Raw genomic sequence first — 18,722 nt, forward strand, 5'->3', positions numbered from 1 at the left:
TCACAATTACGACTTCTCTTTGTAGAATAAGGATTTGTAGGACAGTGTACCTTGTTTCTGGTTGTCGAAACAACAAAAACTCTTCCGAACCAAAATGAAACAAGTATTCTGCCTTTGGATTATAAAGCTTTTGAACTTCACAAAGAAATTCATACGGTACGAAGGATTCAGAAAGGTTTGCGTGCAAACGCATCGGGAGAAGCCTCATTCGATTTACAATAAGATCATAAGACTTTCCTAGATGCTCTTTTGCTGTACAATATGCCCCTCCACCCCTAACGTCCTGATCCTACTTGCAGTCTAACAGTTGCTCGTAGTTTCGCTGAAGGCCTTCTCCCCGCAAAGGGGCTCGCTGTATTGAAGGGATAAGTGAGCTCTTCTGTGAGGGATGCCCCAGTTCTTCTCCTGTCCCGTCCTGTTGCAGTTGCAGTTGCAGTTGCAGTTGCAGGCCGGAGTTGACCGCTTGAGCCGCCAGGACCCGATGAGGATCACGCTGATTCCCGGAGACGGGATCGGCCCCGAAGTCACCCGCGCCGTCGTCAAGGTGCTGGCGGCCGCCGGCTTTTCGCCGGAGTGGGAAACGTTCTCGGCCGGCGCCGAGGCGGTCGCCGAACACGGCACGACGCTGCCGCCGGCGCTGCTCGAGTCGATCACGCGCAACAAGATCGCGCTCAAGGGGCCCATTGCGACGCCAGTCGGCAAGGGCTTCACCAGCGTCAACGTCGGCCTGCGCAAGGCGCTCGACCTCTACGCCAACCTGCGCCCGGTCTCGAACCTGCCATCGGTGCCGTCGCGCTTCCAGGGCGTGGACCTCATCATCGTCCGCGAGAACACCGAAGACCTGTACGCCGGGCTCGAGCACACGGTGGTGCCGGGCGTGGTGGAGAGCATCAAGATCATCACGGAAGTGGCCTCGACCCGGATCGCGGAGTTCGCGTTCGAGCAGGCCCGCCGGCGTGGCCGCAAGCGGGTGACCGCGATCCACAAGGCCAACATCATGAAACTCAGTGATGGCCTGTTCCTCGACTGCGCCCGCCAGGTCGCCGCGCGCTACCCCGAGATCGAGTTCGACGACCGCATTGTCGATGCGGCGTGCATGCACCTGGTGATGCATCCCGAACGCCTCGACGTGCTGCTGCTGCCCAACTTGTACGGCGACATCGTGTCGGATCTGTGCGCCGGGCTGGTCGGCGGGCTGGGCGTGGTGCCCGCCGCAAACCTGGGGCTGAACGGCGTCGGCGTCTTCGAGGCGGTCCACGGCAGCGCGCCCGACATTGCCGGCAAAGACATCGCCAACCCCACCGCGCTGCTGCTGTCGGCCGTGCTGATGTTGCAGCACCTGCAGCTGGACGCCAAGGCCGACGCCATCGTGAATGCCCTGAAAAAGGTGCTCGCCAGCGGCCACGTCACGCCCGATCTGGGCGGCACGGCAACCACCACCTCTTTTGCCGACGCAATCGCGCACGCGCTATCATCTAAATGATGGATAGCTTGTCAGCCCAAAGGCCGCTCCGCTGTCGCGGCCATGAAGTTAACAGGGTCCACCCAGTCTAGAGCCGTGGCTACTGACACCATCGCCCAGGCCGTTCTCGCGCGGGCAGATGTCGCGCGTTTTCTGGAAGGTACGCACGGCCTGACCAGCGACGATGCCCGAACGCGGGTCATGGGCTACCTCGAAGAGTTGCAGACAACGCAGCGCTACGAGTTGTACCGGGCGCTGGAGTATCCGCTTTACCCCATCTTGCGCAAGATCGAGCGCGTCGTCGAGCGGCAGCACCTGGCCGTGGACGCGGCCGCCCAGGGCCGGGTGGCCTACGTGTCGAACCACCGCAGCCACATCGACTACCTGGTGGAGCCGCTGGCCCTGGACGATGCCGGCATTCGCCCGCCGATCATCGCAGCGGGCATCAACCTGTTCGGCGGACCGCTCGGCCTGATCCACAAGCACGTAACCGGCGCGCTGCCGATCCGCCGCAACACCAAGGATCCTGCGTATCTGATCACGCTGAAGGCCTACGTCAGCGAGCTGCTGCACAAGCACGACCTGTTCTTTTACCCCGAGGGCGGCCGCAGCTACAGCGGCGAGCTCAAGACCATGAAGACCGGCCTGTTCAGCGCGTGCATCGACGCCGGTGTGCCGGGCATGCAACTGGTGCCGGTGGCGGTGTCGTACGACCTGGTGCTCGAGGACCACGTCATCGCGAAACAGAAGGTCAAACGGCGGCAGAAGGCGTTCAGCCGCGAAGTGGCGGAGCTGGTCCGCTATGCCGTGGGCTATCGCAGCCGGTCGTTCGTCACGTTCGGCCGGCCGGTGCCGATCGACGGCATCGACGGCGAATCGCGCAAAGCAGTCATGGACGTGACGCGCCACGTCCGCGGCGAGATCGGACGGCTCTACAAGGTGCTGCCCACGGCGGTGCTGGCCGCGGCGATGACAGCGTCGGGCTCGAAGGCCGAGCTCTCCGACCGCATCAACGTGATCCTCGACGCGCTGCGCGCCGCCGACGCCAACCTCGGCGTGCAGACGGCCGACGAAGTGCTGGCGCTCGGCAGCGAGCCGCTGGCCACGCGTAACATCATCGTGATCGAAAACGGCCGTTACCGCGTCCGCGAGCGCAGCGTGCTCCGGTATTACGGCCGATCGATCGCGCACCTGCTGGCGCCCCCCGGCGCCACCCACTAAGGTCCCGGCCACGAATGCTCGACGTCACCTCAAAGGCCCTGTTCCACGGCCTTGCCCAAGTCTCTGCGCTGCAACGATTCGCGTCCTCCTACGGGATGCGGCCGGGCGGGTTTGCCCGCCGGTTCATTGCCGGCGAGACGGTTGAAGAGGCGATCGCCTCGGTCGCCGACCTGCCCGGTAAGGGGCTGGGCCTGACGCTCGACTACCTTGGCGAAAGCGTGGCCAGCGCGGATGCCGCGGCTGCGGCCGCAGCCGACTATGTCGGCATCATCGGCAAGATCGTCGCGTCGGGCATCGAGCGCAACGTCTCGCTCAAGCTGACGCAGCTCGGCCTCGATGTCGACCACGCCACGGCGGTCGACAACATGCGGCGCATTCTCGAGCCGGCCGATGCCAACGGCTTCTTCGTGCGCATCGACATGGAAAACTCGCCCTACACCGACGCCACGTTGAACATCCTCGCGACCCTTCGGCAGCAGGGCCACACCTCGATCGGCACCGTGATCCAGACCTGCCTGAAGCGCTCGGAGGCCGACATCCGCCGGCTGAACGGAATGGGCGTGCGCGTGCGGCTGGTCAAGGGCGCCTACAAGGAGCCCCGCACCGTCGCGTATCAGCAGAAGACCGAAGTCGATGCCGCGTTCGTGGACCTGATGCGCTTGCTGATGGACGAGGGGACCTACCCGGCCATTGCCACCCATGACCCGATCATGATCGACGCCGCCAAGGCCTATGCGAAGAGCAAGGGCTACGCCAACGATCGGTTCGAGTTCCAGATGTTGTACGGCATTCGCCGCGACCTGCAGACGGCGCTCGTCGCGCAGGGGTACCGGGTGCGCGTCTACGTGCCATTCGGCAAGCAGTGGTATCCGTACTTCATGCGCCGCCTCGGCGAGCGGCCGGCCAACGTGGCGTTTGTTGTGAAGGGTCTGTTGCGCGACTAACGACACCACTCGCGCGCCAGCGAAACGAGCGCGTCGCGGCACGTAAGCACCGACTGCGTGTCGACCCACTCTTCGATGCTGTGAAGCCCGGCACCCGTCGGTCCGTAGAGGATCGCCGGAATGCCGGCTTCGCTGAGCACGGCGGCATCGGTCCAAAAACTCATCCCGATCACAGGTGCCACGGTGCCAGGGTGCCCCGGTGCCACGGTGCGGAGAGCCTGCAGCATGGCCATCGGCAACGCGTGATCCGGCGCGATCTCGTGCGGCGGACGGCCGAAGGCGACTTTCGCGGCGCCCTTGAATTCAGGATCGTCGCGGCGTAACCGTTCGAGAATCGCTTCGACCTCAGTCCCCGCGATACCCGGAGCTTCACCGGGCACCGTTCGCCGTTCCATCTGCAGGTGGCAGCGGTCGGGGTAACTGCTCAACTCGTGGCCACCGGCAATCACCGAGGCATGGAGTGAGGCGGTGCCCAGCAGTGCGTGCGGTGTGCGTGATTGCAGATCGCGGTCGAGCGCATCGAGCGCGCCCAGCACGCGTCCCATCAGGCGGATGGCATCGCGGCCGTCACGCGGCCGGCTGCCATGGGCGGCGCGGCCCTCGGTCTCGATCTCCACCCACTCGAAACCCTTGTGCGCCACGGCCACCTGGAGGTCGGTCGGCTCGGTGACCACCGCGCCGTCGGCGCGCCAGCGGGTGACCAATGCATCGGCGCCGATGCTGGCATGCTCCTCGTCCACGACGCAGGCAATCACCAGGCGGCCGGCGTCGAGTCCGCCGGATTCGGCGATGACGCGGGCGGCGCCGATCATGGCCGCCACCCCGCTCTTCATGTCCTGTGAACCGCGGCCGTAGATTCGGCCGCCTCGCTCGGCGGGATCGAACGGCCGCGTCATCTCGGAGACGCCGACGGTGTCGGTGTGTCCGCAGTACATCAGCGAGCGACCAGGCGCCTTCCCTTCCAACGTACCGACGACGTTCGGCCGTCCCGGCGCCACTTCCTGGATCTCGACGGTGAGCCCGATCGTCCGCAACTCGTCCGCGAGCGCGCGCGCAACCGCGGCCTCGCCCGCCGCTCCCGGCACGAGCGACGGATTGATTGAATCGATGGCGACAAGTTGTTTCAGCAGCGTGAGTGTGGGATCCATCACCAGACGACCTCGACGCCATACTTGTGGAAGACACGATCTCTCGTTACCACCGGGTAGCGTTCTGTCAGTGCCTGCGCCACCAGCAAGCGGTCGAATGGATCGCGATGGTGCCACGGCAGGTCTTCGACCCTGGCAGCGTGGGTCCACGAGATGGCCAGCATGCGGTAGCCCTGACCGACCTTCTCAGCGAGATAGCCGCCGACCGGACCCGGCAGCTGGAGCCGCCCCAGACTCGCCTTGATGGCCATTTCCCACACCGAGGCGGCGCTGATCAGCAGCTCGGCATCGTCGGCTTCGATGGCCCGGCGCGCGGCCTTGCTGAGCCGGCGGTCCCCGGCCTGAAACCACAGGAGCGCGTGGGTGTCGAGGAGGAGCTTCACCGGTATGACTTCATGTCGGGCAACGGGGCCTCGAAGTCGTCGGCCATGGCCACCCGGCCGCGATCGGCACCGAAGGTGGGGCGACCGGTGCCCACGGTGATGGGGCGCAGTTCGGCGATCGGCTTGCCACGCTTGGTGATGCGGTAGGCGCGGCCACGGCTGACGTTGTCGAGCAGCTCCGACAGCCGGGTCTTGGCCTCAAAGGCGCCGATGTCTTCGGTGTCCATACCAACTAGTTTACCGTACTGGTTGACATCAGCCGGGCCAGCCATCGGCTATTCTGTGCAGGTGAGTCTCGAGCAGGACGCCCGTCGTGTCGCCCTCGCCGTGCGCGAAGCGGGTGGCCGCGCGCTGTGCGTCGGCGGCTTTGTCCGCGACCGTCTACTGCAACAACCGTCCGAGGACCTCGATTTAGAGGTCTTCGGGATCCCCGAAGATCGCCTGCGCGCACTGCTGACTACCCTGGGCCGGGTCGAGCCGGTCGGCCAGGCCTTTCCGGTCTACAAGCTCGGCCACATCGATGTCGCGCTGCCCCGCCGCGAATCGAAATCGGGCCGCGGCCACAAGGGCTTCATCGTCGAAGGCGACCACTCGATGTCGTTCGAAGAGGCGGCGCGCCGGCGCGACTTCACGATTAACGCCATTGGCTGGGATCCGCTGACCGACGAGTACCTGGACCCGTTCAAGGGACGCGACGACCTCGACGCGCGGCGATTGCGGGTCGTGGATGCGGTGACCTTTGGCGATGACTCGCTGCGCGTGCTGCGCGCGTTGCAGTTTGCGGCGCGATTCGAGTTGACGATCGAGCCGGCCACCGCGGACATCTGTCGGCGCATCCCAATCGACGATCTGCCGGCCGAACGGATCTGGGGCGAGATCGAGAAGCTGCTGCTGAAGGCACCGCGGCCCTCGATTGGGTTCGCGCTCGCGCGCCAGCTCGGCGTGATCGAGCAAGTCCTGCCGGAGATGGTGCCGCTCTACGAGTGCCCGCAGGATGCGGAGTGGCATCCCGAGGGCAACGTCTGGATCCACACGCTGATGGTGATCGACGAGGCGAGAGCACGAAACGCGGATCTGGACCGCGCCCGGCTTGCCACCATCATGCTGAGCGCCGTCTGCCACGACCTGGGCAAGCCGTTGACGACGGCGCTGATCGATGGCCGGGTGCGATCGCCTGGGCACGAAGCCGCCGGCGTGCCGCTGGCCACGGCCATACTCGACCGCCTCAACGTGCATTCGCTCGATAACTTCGACGTCCGCGCCCAAGTGCTGGGCATCACGGCCGAACACCTGCGGCCGAGCGCGTTTCACAAGCAGAAGGACACGGTCACCGACGGCGCCTTCCGCCGCCTGGCGCAGAAGGTGGACCTCGAACTGCTGGTTCGTTTCGGCCGTGCCGATTGCCACGGCCGGACCGGCACGTTCGACTGCTCCGCCATGGACTGGTTCATCGACCGCGCCCGGGCACTGGGCGTCGAGCACAAGCCACCCGCGCCGATCCTGCTCGGGCGCCACCTGATCGAACTGGGCGTGGCCCCGGGCCCGCGGATGGGGGAGATCCTGCGGGCGGTCTACGAACTGCAGTTGGACGGCGCGGTCACGACACTTGACGACGCGGTCCTCAAGGCCAAGAATTTCACAGGAGCCTAGAAGATCAAGAGAACAATTTTTCTCCTGATCTCCTGATCTCCTGTTCACCTTACGACCCGAAATGCCGGACGCGCGGGAGTAATCCGGCCGGCGGCGCGCCGTGTTCAACGGCCTTCCATCCGAGAAGGCCCGCGGGTTCGCCGAAAATCACAATGACGCGTCCGTCGCGCGGGGTGGCCGGTCGCTCGAGCGCGTCGACCACCTCGCGCCCGGCGGCGCCACCCGGCACGAGCGCGGCCGTCGGCGCGACCAGGCGCGTCGCCCCTCGCTCGCGCAATTTCCGCGCGTGCTCCTGGCACGCCCAGTAGCTGTCCTGGTTACCGGTCGCGACCGCCAGCTTCAACATCACCGCCTGGGCGGGCTCATCCTCACTCAGTTCGACGGCCCAGAGGACACGTCGAAAAGTCGCCACGTCGGCGGGATCGTGAATCTCCTCGTGCCGTAACAACTCAGCCCAGGCGCCGTCGGGCGTATCGGCGAAGTAATGGGCCGGACCCTCGCCATCGGCATGCCAGCGAGCAGCAGGCTGGTCAGAGTCGCTCCAGAGAAAGGGATAGCGAGGATCGGCCTGGCGAAAACCAGTCACGTGGCCCCCAGCGCGACCAGCGATCGCGCCAACTCCCGCACCTTTTGCGGCGGCGCATCATCGGGATTCCAGTCTCCGGTCAGCAGGGCGGCGGGCGCACGGCCACTGAGCGCAGTGCGCTTGCGTTCGAACCATCGGCGGACGCCGACTTCGTTGTATGCCCCGGCGAGGTCGCCCACGATCAGGGCCACGTGGTGCAGTCGCGCCGCCACGTCGTCTGGCGTGTCGCGCTCGCCAGACGCATAGCGCTTCAGGCTCGAGACCGACACGTTTAGTAACGGGGCGAGTTGATCGGCATCGATGACGCGAGTGACTGCCGGCCACTCGAATTTGGGCGCCGGCGACGAGTCGAGGGCGGCAATCACCAACTTCAGGAGCGATTCAGCCTCGGCCGCCGAGGGCGGCTCGACGTTGTCGAAATGGAGCGCCGGTCCGCGGGCAATGCCGGCCTCGCTGACGCGCTGCAGCAGGCGCGAGATGTCGGCGGCGTCGAGCGAGGAGGCATTTGCTTCGACCAGGCCCATCCCCTCGGCGCGCCGCCACACCTCGATCGCCAGCGACCGAATGGAGCGGGTCGCTATTGGATCAGATTTGGACTTGATTTGGGCCTGAGCCATAACCCAAATCTATTCCCATTGGTGGGACTTGTCAAATCCGGGGTCAGACCGCGATGTACTTGGCGAACTTGTCGGGAGCAACGTTGCCACCGGTAACGATTGCGACCACCTTGCCGCCGGGGTGACCAAGACCCAGGTGGACGGCGGCGGTGGTGATGGCGCCGCTCGGCTCGGCCACGATGCGGGCGTGCTTGAACAACCAGGCGACCGCCGCGGCGATGTCGGCCTCGCCGACCGTTACCACTTCATCCACGTACTTCTGGACGTGCGCAAACGTGAGGTCGCCGGGACGCAGGTTCATGAGGCCGTCGGCAATGCTCGCCGAGGAATCGAGCGTCACCGGATGACCAGCTTCGAGTGAGCGCGACATCTTGGCCGCACCGGACGGTTCGACCGCCACCACCCGGACCGACGGATTCGACAGCTTGATGGCGGCCGCGACGCCGGAGACCAGGCCGCCGCCGCCGGCGGGCACGAACACCGTGCCGACATCGGCGCACTGCTCGAGGATCTCGAGGCCGGTGGTGCCCTGGCCAATCACGATCAGGCGGTGGTCGAACGGCGGCACCATGGTCAACCCACGCTCGCGCGCTTCTTTCTCGGCCCGCGCCTGGCGATCGAGCGACGTGGTGCCCTCCATGATGACTTCAGCGCCGTAACTCTTGCAGCCTTCCACCTTCACCGCCGGCGCGGTAGTGGGCATGACGATCACGGCCGGCGCGCCCAGTGTCCTGGCGGCGAGAGCGACAGCCTGGCCGTGATTACCGGACGAATACGTGATCACGCCACGCGTCAGCTGCTCGGGCGACAACTGCGCGATCATGTTGAACGCGCCGCGAATCTTGAACGCGCCCATCGGCTGCAGGTTTTCGCACTTCAGCAGCAGCCCATCGACGTCAAGCAGCGGTGTGTAGACGGCGGCGTTCTCAATCCGTGCGCGTGCCGCGCGAATCTCGTCGAGCGTAACGAATGGTTCCATGAAGGCCCCCGGCGGCACTAAAGTGCCGCCCTCCTGGCGTGCTCAGACACTACTTCCTTCGCACTTGGGCGAATTGATCACCGTCGTTGTACTTGGGCAGCTCTGGCAGCGCGGCGATCCGCCAGCCGAGCTGCGCCAGCAGCTTCAGGTCGTCGACGCCGCCGCTGAAATCCCACGAGGCGTCGTACTGGTCGGTCGGCTGGTGGTAGTCCTTGCCGTTGTACTCTTCCTGCTTCTTGAGGAGTGCCGCGGCGTTCGGACCGGTGAACTGCTTCGGCGAGCTCAGCGACAGCGCCGGCACGCCGGCCTTCGCGAACGGGAAGTGGTCCGAGCGGAAGAAATAGCCGCGTTCAGGATGCGCGTCGATCCCGAGCGTGCGGCCGCGCTCCTTCAGGAGGGCCTCGACCATCGGCCCCAGCGTCGAGCGATCCGAGCCGAGTTGCACCATGTCGTTCGTGGGCCCGAGGTAATTCACGCCGTCCACGTTGATGTTGGCGGCGACCTTGTCGATGGGGAGCGGCGGGTTGGCCGCCAGGAACGACGAACCGAGCAGGCCCGATTCCTCGGCGGTCACGAACGCGAAGTAGATCGATCGCGCCGGCGGCTGCGGCGAGTTCTTGAAGGCCTTGGCGATCTCGAGCACGCCGGCCACGCCCGAGGCATTGTCGTAGGCGCCGTTGTAAATCCGATCCGCGCCAGGCGCGTCGGTCGGCAGCGCCTCGCGCACGCCGAAGTGGTCCCAGTGCGCGCTGTAAATCACCGCCTCGGACGGGTTGGTCCCCTTCAGAACGCCAATCACGTTCGGCGAGGTCTTGCGGGCCGAGCGCTGGGTCAACGTCGCGGCCGCGCGGGTGTTGAGGGTGACGGCCTTGAAGCCGCGCTTGCTGGCGGCCTCGCGCAGGGTGTCGAGGTTACGGCCTCCGCGGCGCACCAGATCCTTTGCCGACCGGTCGGTGATCCAGCCCTTGATGTTGAGCGCCGGTTCGCCGGGCTGCGGCGGCAAGGAATACTGTGTCCCGCTCCACGACGACTGCACCACCTGCCACGGATAGGTGGCCGATTCGTCGGTGTGGATCAACAGCGCGCCGGCCGCACCCTGGCGGGCGGCCTCTTCGTACTTGTAGGTCCAGCGGCCGTAGTAGGTCAGCGCCGGCCCCCCGAACAACGTCGGCTCGTCCGCGGGCGCAGGCGGATCGTTGACCATGATCAGCACCCACTTGCCGCGCACGTTGGCGCCTTCGTAGTCGTTCCACTTCAGCTCGGGCGCGTTGATGCCGTAGCCGACGAACACCACCTCGCCCTGGACCTGCACGCGCGGTCGCTCGACACCCGCGTTCGCAATCATGTCGGTGTTATAGCGATAGGTGTTTCCCGGCACGCTGAGCACGAAGTTGCGGTCGGTCACCGCTTCCACAATGGGCACCTGCTGAAAATAGCTCCCATCAGGAGCACCAGGCTCAATGCCGATCGCGGTCAGTTGTTTCACCAGGTAGTCGGCCGTCTTCTCGCCGCCGGGGGTCGCCGGCGCGCGGCCCTCGAACTCGTCCGACGCCAGCACCTTGATGTGCGTCGTCAACGAATCGACCGTGATCTCGCCCTCAGCCGGAGTGGGCGGTGGTGGCGGCGGCGGGGCCGGCTGCGTGCAGGCGGCGGTGAAAATCAGCAGGCCGGCGATCGTCAGAAACTTTGGCACGTTGGCACCCTGCACTATAGGCACCTTAGGCACTCAGGCACCTTAGGCACTTTTGCTATTCGTTCTTCTCACGCTGGGCGTTGCGATATTCCTCGACCAGGCGCGCCACGCTGTTGGCGACACCCGACTGGCTCGGTGACCAGCCGAGCGCCCGCGCCTTCGGGCTCCGCACCTTCTGATCGAGCGCCAGGCAATCGGCATAGGCGCCGAACTTCTTGCGCGCTTCCGCCATCGGCATGTAGCGGATGTCGGGCCGCTGTGGCACCTGCCCGGCAATGGCCTCGACGATGTCGCTGACCTTCTCGTCGGCCTCGTCCGTGGCGTGGAAGACCCCCGTGGCCAGCGGCGACTCGAGCACCTTCACGTAGAGGTCTCCCAGGTCGTGGTCGTAAATACACGCCCAGCGGTTCTTGCCGGGACCGACCACCCGGACGAGGCCGTTCAGGGCGTCCTTGATGAGGTCCGAGACAATGCCGCGACCGCCGCCGTAGACAATGCCCGGCCGGATCACGACCGGGCGCACCCCGGACGAAGCGGCCCCCAGTACCAGATCCTCATGGGCCGGACGCCACGCCACGTGCGGCGGGGGATCGAGCGGCGAGTCCTCGTCCGCGGCCCTCGCGGCGCGCCCCAGCACCCAGACCCCCGAGGTGTAGAGAAACGCCCGTGCCTTGCCGTCGGCGGCCATGGCGTCGCGCTGGGCCGTCAGCATGATCTCAATCGCCTGCTGGTCGGCCTGCACGCCGCGGGGCGACGATTCGAAGGCCGTGTGGACCACCGCGTCCGCGGACTTCAGCAGCGACACGTACAACTTGGGCAGACCGAGCTCCGCGACGACCGGAGTGGCGCCCTTGGCGCGCAGTTTTTCGGCTTTTTCCGGGTCGCGGGCGATGGCCGTGACCTGGTGGCCCCCCTTGATCATCGCGTCGAGTACTGCCGACCCGATGTACCCGGTGGCGCCTGTCAAGAATATGTGCATCAACTCCCCGAATGAGACAGACAGGTATTGTAGTCGACCGGGATAACGGACGTTAGAATTTGAGATTCCCGCGTGAACACGCTGATTGACCTCTTCCGCACGCTCGAGTCCAGGCGCGGCGAATGCCTCGTGTATGACGATGGCTTTCGCGTGCGACGGCATTCGTATGCAGACGTCACGGCGGCCAGCCGGGGGTTTGCGGCGTACTTGTCAAGCCAGGGCCTCGGCCGGGGTGACAAGGTCCTGATCTGGGGCGAGAACCGGCCCGAGTGGGTGGTCGCGTATTGGGGCATCCAGCTGATTGGCGCGGTCGCCGTCCCGATCGACTACCGCTCGTCGTCGGACTTCGTGACCCGCATCCGCGGCCTCGTCCGCGCGCGCCTCGTTCTGGCGGGTGACGAAGTCGAACCGGGCGCCATGGACACCGTGCCGCTGGCTGGCATCGACTGGAACAGCGATGGACCGGTGCCGGACCTGCCTGTTGACCGCAACGACGTGGCGCAGATCGTCTTCACCTCGGGCGCGACAGCCGAGCCGAAAGGCGTACTCATCCGCCACCGGAACATCCTCGCCAACCTCAACCCGATCGCCCGGGAGATCGATCGCTACAAGCGCTATGCCCGTCCGTTCCGTCCGATCCGCTTCCTGAACCTGTTGCCGCTCAGCCATGTGTTCGGGCAGGCCATGGCCACCGGCATCCCGCCCCTGATCGACGGCTCGGTCGTCTTCATCCGCAGCCTGAACCCCCACGACATCGTCCGGCGCGTGAAGGCGTCCAGGGTCTCGGTGATCGTGTGCGTGCCCAAGATTCTCGAGGTGCTCAAGGAGCACGCGGCGCGCATCGATCCGGCTTCAATGGAGCCACCGGGCGGGTTGTCCGTTCAACGGCGGTGGTGGCGATACCGCCACCTGCACCGCCAGTTCGGGTTCAAGTTCTGGGGGTTTGTGGTCGGCGCCGCGCCGCTGGCCCCTGCCCTCGAGGAGTTCTGGAAGCGCCTGGGATTCGTCGTCATCCAGGGATACGGCCTCACCGAGACGGCGCCGGCCGTCACGATCAATCACCCGTTCAGGACCCGCACCGGCTCGGTCGGCGCGCCCCTCGCCGGCGTCGAGGTGCAGATCGCGAGCGACGGCGAGATCCTGGTTCGAGGCGAGAACGTGACGACGGGGTATTACCGGCCGGGAGTCGGGAGTCGGGAGTCGGGAGTCGACAGTCGGGAGTCGGCTGCCGAGGAAGGCGGACGAGCAAGTGATGCCGAGGGGTGGCTGCACACCGGCGACATCGGCGAACGCGACGAGGAGGGGCGGCTATTCATCCGCGGGCGCAAGAAGGAGATGATCGTCACGCCAGAGGGGCTCAACGTCTTTCCCGGCGACATCGAACGCGCACTCGACGAGCAGGCCGGCGTCGTGGAATCGGCCGTGGTCGGGTCGATGCAGGGCACCGCCGAACGCGTGCATGCCGTGCTGGTGCTGGCGCCGGAGGTCGACGCGGAAACCGTGGTGCAGAGGGCCAATGCCGGCCTCGCGGATCACCAGCGCATCCGTGGGTTCTCGCTCTGGACCAGCGGCCCCCTGCCGCGTACCGAAGGCACCCGAAAGCTGAAGCGCACGGCGATCAAGGCGTGGTTGACGGACGGCGCAAGCCCTGCGGCTCCGGCGGGCGACGGCGATCCGGTTACGGCGGTGTTGTCGAAGTTCGCCGGCGCGCGGGTGTTGAGCGGCGACACTTCGCTCGAGGGACTCGGGCTAAGTTCGCTCGACCGCATCGAGCTGATGGTGGCCCTCGAGGGCCGGTTTGGGACGCGCATCGACGAGACGCGGTTTGCCGGCGCCAGGACGCTTGATGATCTGCGGACGGTGGTGACCGCCGCGCCGCCGGCGGCATCGGTTCACGAGCCGGTCGACTTCCCTGCCTGGAACCGGGCTTGGCCCGCGCGGTGGTTGCGGCGTGCCAGCCAGTTCACATGGATCCTGCCGCTGACTCGCCTCGTCGCCCGGGTGACGGTTGAGGGGCTGCAGCACCTCGACGGCATCCGCGGGCCGGTGGTGTTCGCGGTGAATCACCAGAGCCACCTGGACGTTCCGGTCGTCCTTTCGGTGCTGCCCGGCGCGTGGCGCGCGCGCATCGCGCCCGCCATGGCGAAGGAGTTCTTCGCGGCGCACTTTCACCCTGCCCAGTACCGCTGGAGGCAGGTGCTGACCAGCCGGGGCAACTATTACCTGGCGGCACTCTTCTTCAACAGCTTCCCGCTGCCGCAGCGCGAGGCCGGCGCGCGGGAGACCTTGCGCTACATCGGCGAGGTCACCGGGGCGGGCTATTCGGTGCTGATCTTTCCCGAAGGCGTGCGATCCGAATCAGGCAACATCAAGCCGTTTCGTGGCGGGGTGGGGATGATCGCCGCGCGGCTGGGCTTGCCCGTGGTGCCGGTCCGGCTGGAAGGGGTTGACCGAGTCCTGCCAACGGGCAAAAGAATGGCCCGGCCAGGCCCGGTATCAGTGACCTTTGGCGCGCCCCTGCGCCTCAGCGGGAATGACTACGGGGCCCTGGCCCGGCAGGTGGAGCAAGCGGTACGCGATTTGCCTATCAAGGGCGGCGCATGACACAATCCGTGGGTTGGGACTGTTCCCGACCGCGGAGCCGATTACTGGACCTGAATGAGCAAAGACGATCTGATAGACATGCAAGGCACGGTCGTCGCCGTGCATAGCGGTGGCCTCTACCGAGTGCAGGTGGATGCCGGACACGAAGTGCTGGCGCAGCTGAGCGGACGGATGCGGCGTTTCCGCATCAAGGTGGTTCCTGGCGACCGGGTGACGGTTGGCATCTCCCCTTACGACCCTCAACGCGGCATCATCACCTTCCGCGCCCGCTAGGGCGCAAGTTCGAGAAGTCTTGAATTCAAATTCCACTTCATCCCGAAGACCCGGCCGGCGCCGGTCTGGTGGTGGTGGCGGCCGCGGCGGACGCCGCGGCTCCTCCAGTGCACCGAGCTTCCGCCCTGCCGCCCCACTGCCCGACCTGCCGTGGATCATCGTCGACGCCGATGCGCCGCCGACTCCGTTCGACGAGTTGGGGTTCGATCCCCGGCTCGAGGCCGGTTTCCGCTCCCTCGGCTTCGAAGGCACCCGGCCCGTCCAGGGCGCGGTGATCCCGCTGGCGCTTGATGGCGACGATGTGATCGCGTGCGCCGAGACCGGCACCGGCAAGACGCTGGCGTTCGCGGCGCCGATACTCGAACTGCTGCTGACCGAACAGCCCGGCTACGGCGACCCGGCGCGCGAGGCCTTTACCCGCGCCCTGATCCTGGCGCCGACCCGCGAACTCGCGGTCCAGATTGAAGACTCGCTGGTCGGCCTGACGTACCACACGCCGGTGACCACCGCGCCGGTGTTCGGCGGCGTCGAAATGGGTCCGCAGGAACGCGCGCTGCAGGCCGGGGTCGACATCATCGTCGCCACGCCCGGACGGCTGATGGACCACATGCGCCACAGCAATACCGACCTGGTGCGGGTGCAGTTCCTGGTGCTGGATGAGGCGGACCGGATGATGGACATGGGCTTCTGGCCCGACGTCCAGAAGATCATGTCGGCGCTTCCTCCCGACCGGCAGACGCTGCTCTTCTCGGCGACGCTGCCGGGCGAGATCCAGCGGATGGCGAAAGAGATGCTGCGCTCGCCGAAGTACGTGCAGGTGGGCAAGCAGGGCGGTGCGGCACGGACGATCGATCACCAGATGGTGCAGGTCGAAAGCGGCGCCAAGACCGACTGGCTGGCCAACTTCGCCAAGCGCGAGGTTGACGGCCCCGTGCTGGTGTTCGTGCGGACCAAGATCGGCGCCGATCGGCTCACGCGCTCGCTGGTCGCGAAAGGCATTCGCGCCGCAGCGCTGCACGCGGATCGTACGCAGCAAGAACGCAACTCGGCGGTCGAAGGGTTCCGCTCCGGCAAGCATCCCGTGCTGGTGGCCACCGACATCGCCGCGCGCGGCCTCGACATCGAGGGCATCGCGCACGTCATCAACTTCGAAGTGCCCGACTCGCCCGACACCTACGTGCATCGCGTGGGGCGCACCGGGCGCTCTGGCGCATCGGGCCACGCCGTGACCCTCGTGTCGCCGAACGAACAGCGCAACTGGAGCGCTGTGGAGGCTGCCATTGGATTCCGGGCCCGTTAACTCGGCCGCCGTCGCGCGCTTCCTGTCGTGCCGCTGGCGCAAGCCGGCCGAAGACGGCCTGCCCGACCACTGCACGCACCGTGACGTGCTGCCGATGGCCGGCAAGGAAGGGTTCAGCGCGGATTCGTGGTGTGCGGATTGCGCGCTCTACAAGGCAAAGCGGACGCCGCGGAAGCGTGAAGAGCAACAGCCGCAAGGCCAGCCAGGACAGCCGCAGGACGACTGGCGCTTTCGTTACTAACGAGCGCCTCCGGGGCAAAGGCAGCGAATCGTAAAATCTTGTAACGGCCTCGTTGAGGCGTGCGATCTCTGGACGACAGGAGTATTGTGACGAGAGGGAGTGTAAATGAGCCCTATCTATAAGGGTGACCCGTCCGCTAAGAGCGCCTTCCTCATAGACCTTGAGTCCCGCCAGACTCACCACGACTTTCCACCTCAAGTCATCATCGAGACTACGGCCGCATGCAATCTCACGTGCGCCCATTGCCGCCACGACACCATGACCCGACCGGTTGGTCACATGCCAATGGCGCTGTACCGGCAGATCGTTGACGAGATCGCCGAGCGCGCGCCGCACACCGAAGTGTGGCCGACGTTCTACGGCGAAGCGTTCCTGCTCGACTATCGCCTGTTCTACATGCTGCAGTATGCCAAAGGGCGTGGCCTCACCAACCTCGTGCTCAATACCAACGGCACCCGCTTTACGGGCGAAGTGGCGGAATGGGTGATCGAGTCGGGCCTCGACCTGGTGATGTTCAGTCTCGACGGTTTCTCCCCAGCGGTCTTCGAGAGCGTTCGCGTCGGCGCGAACCGTGACGAGGTGTTTGCGAACGTCGAGCGACTGCTCGAGATCAAGGCCAGGCGCGGCGCGACCACGCGCGTCGAGGTCCAATATTCGATCATGGACGTCAACGAGCACGAAGTGGATCAGTTCCGCGAGTATTGGCTGGCACGCGGCGCGGACGTGAAAATTCGAGAGAAGCTCAGCTGGGGTGGCACGGTCGGCGCGGACAATCTCGACCCGCAGATGCACCGCATTGCCTGTCCGTGGGCCCTTCGCACCTGCGCAATTCACTGGAATGGCGACGTGGTCGCCTGTGCCGTCGATTACGAAGGCCGATTCGTGGCCGGCAACGTCACCGGGAGCAGCATCCACGAGATCTGGACGGGACCGCACCGTCGCCTCGAAGAACAGCACCTGGCGCACCGATTCTCGGACCTCCCGTCGCCTTGCCATGACTGCCTGGACTGGCAGGTTGCCGGTGGCGCCGAACACTTCAAGGCGGGCGAGGTTCGCACGTCATGAGCGAACCCATCACGATGGTCGCTCGATCCCTGGCGCCGTCGCCCGACAGCCAGGCTGAGATGCTCCAGTGGAAGCGGCTGGTGTCACAGGCGGTGGCCGCCAACCAGCGCTTGGAACTGCATTACTTCGGCGGAGCGAACCAGATTTCTGCGTATCGCCTGTTCTATATGCTCCAGCATGCCAAGCGAGCGGGGTCGCCTCACGTGGCCCTGCTCTCCGATGGCTTGTTCTGGAGCGACGAAGCCACTGACTGGCTGGCCGAATGCGGCGTGGACGAAGTTGTGCTGGAAACCGCCGGCGAGCTGCCGCCGGCGCTGGCCACGCGGGTCGCCGCTCTGGCGGGGCGCACGGATCATCAGCCCACCGTCATCCTCCGGCCGCGGCAGGGCTAGTCGGAAAATTCTTTCGCCAACTCCACCCACTCGCCTTGCGGCGCCAGGCGCTCGTAGGCGCGCCAGTGGGCGCGGGCGTCCACGGAACGCCCCATCTTCTCGAGCGTGACCGCCAAGTAGAAGTGCGCGTCGGCGTAGCTGTTATTCAAGGCCAGGGCCTGGCGGTACGAGACCTCGGCCTCGCCGTAGTGGGCGTGGTCGTGGTGGATGTTGCCGAGGTTGAAGTGCGCCTCGAAGTACGAGGGGTCGAGCACGATCGCCCGTTCGTACAGGGCCTGCGCCTCGGCCAGCTCATCGCGCGAGTAGCGGATGTTGGCCAGGTTGATGAGGGCGGCCACGAGGTCGGGCTCCTCCTCGAGCGCGCGGCGATAGGCCTTTACCGCCTCGTCTACGCGTTCCGGCGTGCCATCGTCTAACAAAGAACCCATCAAGAAATACTGTTCGGCGCTGGACAAATCTCTAACGCCGCCTAGGGTGCCTGGGGTGTCCGCCTCCGCGGACGTAGGCCGCTTCGGCGGGATGCCGGTTCGAGATCTCAGGTCGATGATTCTTGCCGGCTGGGCATCAAGACGGAAATCGAACGCCAGTTGACCGACGCGCGACGCCTGAAGACTACGCAGGGCGGCGCGGAAGGCGGTGCCTTGCTGAAGCTCACCGGCCATTTGGCGCAGCGTTGTGAGATCGCCAAACCCGAAAAAGGTGTCGGCGTTGTTCTTGAACGCCGGCTTGATCAGGCCGCACTTCTCCATGTAGCGCAGGTGATCGAGGCGCAACGCCGGGTACATGGCGAGCACGTCTTTCTGGCCGTAATGCTGAGTCCGGCGTTCAGCGACGGCCGGCTGGCCGGCCAGGCGGCAGAACTCGTCTTCGCTGAGCACGCGAATGCGGCCCGGTGTGTCGGCATTGATCTGGGCCACGCGGCGCAACTTCTGGCTCTGCGTACTGGAGTGGTCGAGAAGAACCGAGAGGTCAGGGGCACCGTCGGGATAGCTCGCCGCACCGACTACCAGCAGCGTGGTGCGCACCGTCACTTCCTCGTCCGTCGCGCCACCAAGCTCTTCGACCAGCGCCCGCGCTTCCTTGCGGCCGAACGACCAGAGCTTGCCGCTGAAGACAACGGTCTCGCCGCGAAGCGGTGGTGCGTTCGGCGGATCGAATGGCAGTTCAGGCATCGATCGCGTTCAC

20 protein-coding genes are annotated in these 18,722 nt (G+C 65.9%); 10 read left to right on the plus strand and 10 right to left on the minus strand.

Annotation, left to right across the window (positions count from 1 at the left end; translation table 11 throughout):
• On the minus strand, window positions 1-193 hold a 193-nt coding region (locus tag Q8T13_00005; protein MDP3716131.1), incomplete at its 3' end, for a hypothetical protein.
• Window positions 194-481: 288 nt separating this feature from the next.
• On the opposite strand from Q8T13_00005, the gene Q8T13_00010 reads away from it, so the two are divergent.
• The 3 genes from Q8T13_00010 (at window position 482) to Q8T13_00020 (ending at window position 3,627) form a co-directional block, all read left to right on the plus strand.
• On the plus strand, window positions 482-1,483 hold the full coding sequence (locus Q8T13_00010; GenBank protein MDP3716132.1) for an isocitrate/isopropylmalate dehydrogenase family protein: 1,002 nt from the start codon (window positions 482-484) through the stop codon (window positions 1,481-1,483).
• A gap of 75 nt (window positions 1,484-1,558) precedes the next feature.
• On the plus strand, window positions 1,559-2,683 hold the full coding sequence (locus Q8T13_00015) for a 1-acyl-sn-glycerol-3-phosphate acyltransferase (protein ID MDP3716133.1): 1,125 nt from the start codon (window positions 1,559-1,561) through the stop codon (window positions 2,681-2,683).
• Window positions 2,684-2,697: 14 nt separating this feature from the next.
• Window positions 2,698-3,627, plus strand: coding sequence for a proline dehydrogenase family protein (locus tag Q8T13_00020; protein ID MDP3716134.1), 930 nt, complete (start codon window positions 2,698-2,700; stop codon window positions 3,625-3,627).
• Here the strand turns inward: Q8T13_00020 and Q8T13_00025 are convergent.
• Genes Q8T13_00025 through Q8T13_00035 form a run of 3 tightly spaced genes read right to left on the minus strand, consistent with a single transcriptional unit; the run spans window position 3,624 to window position 5,385 of the window.
• Window positions 3,624-4,775, minus strand: coding sequence for a M20/M25/M40 family metallo-hydrolase (locus Q8T13_00025; protein ID MDP3716135.1), 1,152 nt, complete (start codon window positions 4,773-4,775; stop codon window positions 3,624-3,626). The genes Q8T13_00020 and Q8T13_00025 overlap by 4 nt on opposite strands.
• Entirely contained in the window at window positions 4,775-5,158 is a 384-nt protein-coding gene (locus tag Q8T13_00030) for a type II toxin-antitoxin system VapC family toxin (protein MDP3716136.1), read from the minus strand. Before Q8T13_00030 ends, Q8T13_00025 begins: the two co-directional genes overlap by 1 nt.
• Window positions 5,155-5,385, minus strand: coding sequence for a type II toxin-antitoxin system prevent-host-death family antitoxin (locus Q8T13_00035; protein ID MDP3716137.1), 231 nt, complete (start codon window positions 5,383-5,385; stop codon window positions 5,155-5,157). The genes Q8T13_00030 and Q8T13_00035 overlap by 4 nt, the downstream gene beginning before the upstream one ends.
• Before the next feature lie 61 nt (window positions 5,386-5,446).
• On the opposite strand from Q8T13_00035, the gene Q8T13_00040 reads away from it, so the two are divergent.
• Window positions 5,447-6,808: a polynucleotide adenylyltransferase gene (locus tag Q8T13_00040; protein ID MDP3716138.1), complete on the plus strand. Its 1,362-nt coding sequence runs from the start codon at window positions 5,447-5,449 to the stop codon at window positions 6,806-6,808.
• A 49-nt stretch (window positions 6,809-6,857) separates the two neighbouring features.
• Here Q8T13_00040 and Q8T13_00045 read toward each other — a convergent pair whose 3' ends face one another.
• The 5 genes from Q8T13_00045 to Q8T13_00065 are packed head-to-tail and all read right to left on the minus strand — an operon-like array spanning window position 6,858 to window position 11,662.
• Window positions 6,858-7,394, minus strand: a complete 537-nt coding sequence (locus Q8T13_00045; protein ID MDP3716139.1) for an RES domain-containing protein — start codon at window positions 7,392-7,394, stop codon at window positions 6,858-6,860.
• A complete protein-coding gene (locus Q8T13_00050) occupies window positions 7,391-8,011 on the minus strand; it encodes a hypothetical protein (GenBank protein MDP3716140.1) in 621 nt (206 codons plus the stop codon). Before Q8T13_00050 ends, Q8T13_00045 begins: the two co-directional genes overlap by 4 nt.
• 43 nt (window positions 8,012-8,054) lie before the next feature.
• Window positions 8,055-8,990, minus strand: coding sequence for a threonine/serine dehydratase (locus tag Q8T13_00055; protein ID MDP3716141.1), 936 nt, complete (start codon window positions 8,988-8,990; stop codon window positions 8,055-8,057).
• Window positions 8,991-9,039: 49 nt separating this feature from the next.
• A complete protein-coding gene (locus Q8T13_00060) occupies window positions 9,040-10,683 on the minus strand; it encodes a M20/M25/M40 family metallo-hydrolase (GenBank protein ID MDP3716142.1) in 1,644 nt (547 codons plus the stop codon).
• A gap of 55 nt (window positions 10,684-10,738) precedes the next feature.
• Window positions 10,739-11,662 carry an NAD-dependent epimerase/dehydratase family protein gene (locus Q8T13_00065; GenBank protein ID MDP3716143.1) on the minus strand — a complete coding sequence of 308 codons (924 nt, stop codon included), beginning with the start codon at window positions 11,660-11,662 and terminating at the stop codon, window positions 10,739-10,741.
• A 72-nt stretch (window positions 11,663-11,734) separates the two neighbouring features.
• Here Q8T13_00065 and Q8T13_00070 point away from each other — a divergent pair, with 72 nt between their 5' ends.
• From Q8T13_00070 to Q8T13_00095, 6 genes are all read left to right on the plus strand, one after another.
• Entirely contained in the window at window positions 11,735-14,266 is a 2,532-nt protein-coding gene (locus tag Q8T13_00070) for an AMP-binding protein (protein ID MDP3716144.1), read from the plus strand.
• Window positions 14,267-14,320: 54 nt separating this feature from the next.
• Complete coding sequence (gene infA, locus Q8T13_00075) at window positions 14,321-14,539, plus strand: translation initiation factor IF-1 (protein ID MDP3716145.1); 219 nt, start codon at window positions 14,321-14,323, stop codon at window positions 14,537-14,539.
• Between the two features lie 19 nt (window positions 14,540-14,558).
• Window positions 14,559-15,839 carry a DEAD/DEAH box helicase gene (locus tag Q8T13_00080; protein MDP3716146.1) on the plus strand — a complete coding sequence of 427 codons (1,281 nt, stop codon included), beginning with the start codon at window positions 14,559-14,561 and terminating at the stop codon, window positions 15,837-15,839.
• Window positions 15,820-16,080 carry a hypothetical protein gene (locus Q8T13_00085; GenBank protein ID MDP3716147.1) on the plus strand — a complete coding sequence of 87 codons (261 nt, stop codon included), beginning with the start codon at window positions 15,820-15,822 and terminating at the stop codon, window positions 16,078-16,080. Before Q8T13_00080 ends, Q8T13_00085 begins: the two co-directional genes overlap by 20 nt.
• A 105-nt stretch (window positions 16,081-16,185) precedes the next feature.
• Window positions 16,186-17,145 (plus strand): radical SAM protein, encoded by a 960-nt coding sequence (locus Q8T13_00090; protein MDP3716148.1) that lies wholly within the window; start codon window positions 16,186-16,188, stop codon window positions 17,143-17,145.
• On the plus strand, window positions 17,142-17,537 hold the full coding sequence (locus Q8T13_00095) for a hypothetical protein (protein ID MDP3716149.1): 396 nt from the start codon (window positions 17,142-17,144) through the stop codon (window positions 17,535-17,537). Before Q8T13_00090 ends, Q8T13_00095 begins: the two co-directional genes overlap by 4 nt.
• Here Q8T13_00095 and Q8T13_00100 read toward each other — a convergent pair.
• Window positions 17,534-18,709, minus strand: coding sequence for a tetratricopeptide repeat protein (locus Q8T13_00100; protein MDP3716150.1), 1,176 nt, complete (start codon window positions 18,707-18,709; stop codon window positions 17,534-17,536). The genes Q8T13_00095 and Q8T13_00100 overlap by 4 nt on opposite strands.
• Window positions 18,710-18,722: the final 13 nt, after the last annotated feature.

Source organism: Acidobacteriota bacterium (assembly GCA_030697165.1).
In the GTDB taxonomy this organism is placed as follows: Bacteria; Acidobacteriota; Vicinamibacteria; order Vicinamibacterales; family UBA2999; genus 12-FULL-67-14b.

What these genes read in the sequence shown, in the direction of transcription:
- Q8T13_00010 (MDP3716132.1), top strand. Translation starts at nt 482, where the DNA reads ATGAGGATCACGCTGATTCCCGGAGACGGGATCGGCCCCGAAGTCACC.
- Q8T13_00020 (MDP3716134.1), top strand. Translation starts at nt 2,698, where the DNA reads ATGCTCGACGTCACCTCAAAGGCCCTGTTCCACGGCCTTGCCCAAGTC.
- Q8T13_00025 (MDP3716135.1), bottom strand. Translation starts at nt 4,775, where the DNA reads ATGGATCCCACACTCACGCTGCTGAAACAACTTGTCGCCATCGATTCA.
- Q8T13_00035 (MDP3716137.1), bottom strand. Translation starts at nt 5,385, where the DNA reads ATGGACACCGAAGACATCGGCGCCTTTGAGGCCAAGACCCGGCTGTCG.
- Q8T13_00050 (MDP3716140.1), bottom strand. Translation starts at nt 8,011, where the DNA reads ATGGCTCAGGCCCAAATCAAGTCCAAATCTGATCCAATAGCGACCCGC.
- Q8T13_00055 (MDP3716141.1), bottom strand. Translation starts at nt 8,990, where the DNA reads ATGGAACCATTCGTTACGCTCGACGAGATTCGCGCGGCACGCGCACGG.
- Q8T13_00065 (MDP3716143.1), bottom strand. Translation starts at nt 11,662, where the DNA reads ATGCACATATTCTTGACAGGCGCCACCGGGTACATCGGGTCGGCAGTA.
- infA (MDP3716145.1), top strand. Translation starts at nt 14,321, where the DNA reads ATGAGCAAAGACGATCTGATAGACATGCAAGGCACGGTCGTCGCCGTG.
- Q8T13_00090 (MDP3716148.1), top strand. Translation starts at nt 16,186, where the DNA reads ATGAGCCCTATCTATAAGGGTGACCCGTCCGCTAAGAGCGCCTTCCTC.
- Q8T13_00095 (MDP3716149.1), top strand. Translation starts at nt 17,142, where the DNA reads ATGAGCGAACCCATCACGATGGTCGCTCGATCCCTGGCGCCGTCGCCC.
- Q8T13_00100 (MDP3716150.1), bottom strand. Translation starts at nt 18,709, where the DNA reads ATGCCTGAACTGCCATTCGATCCGCCGAACGCACCACCGCTTCGCGGC.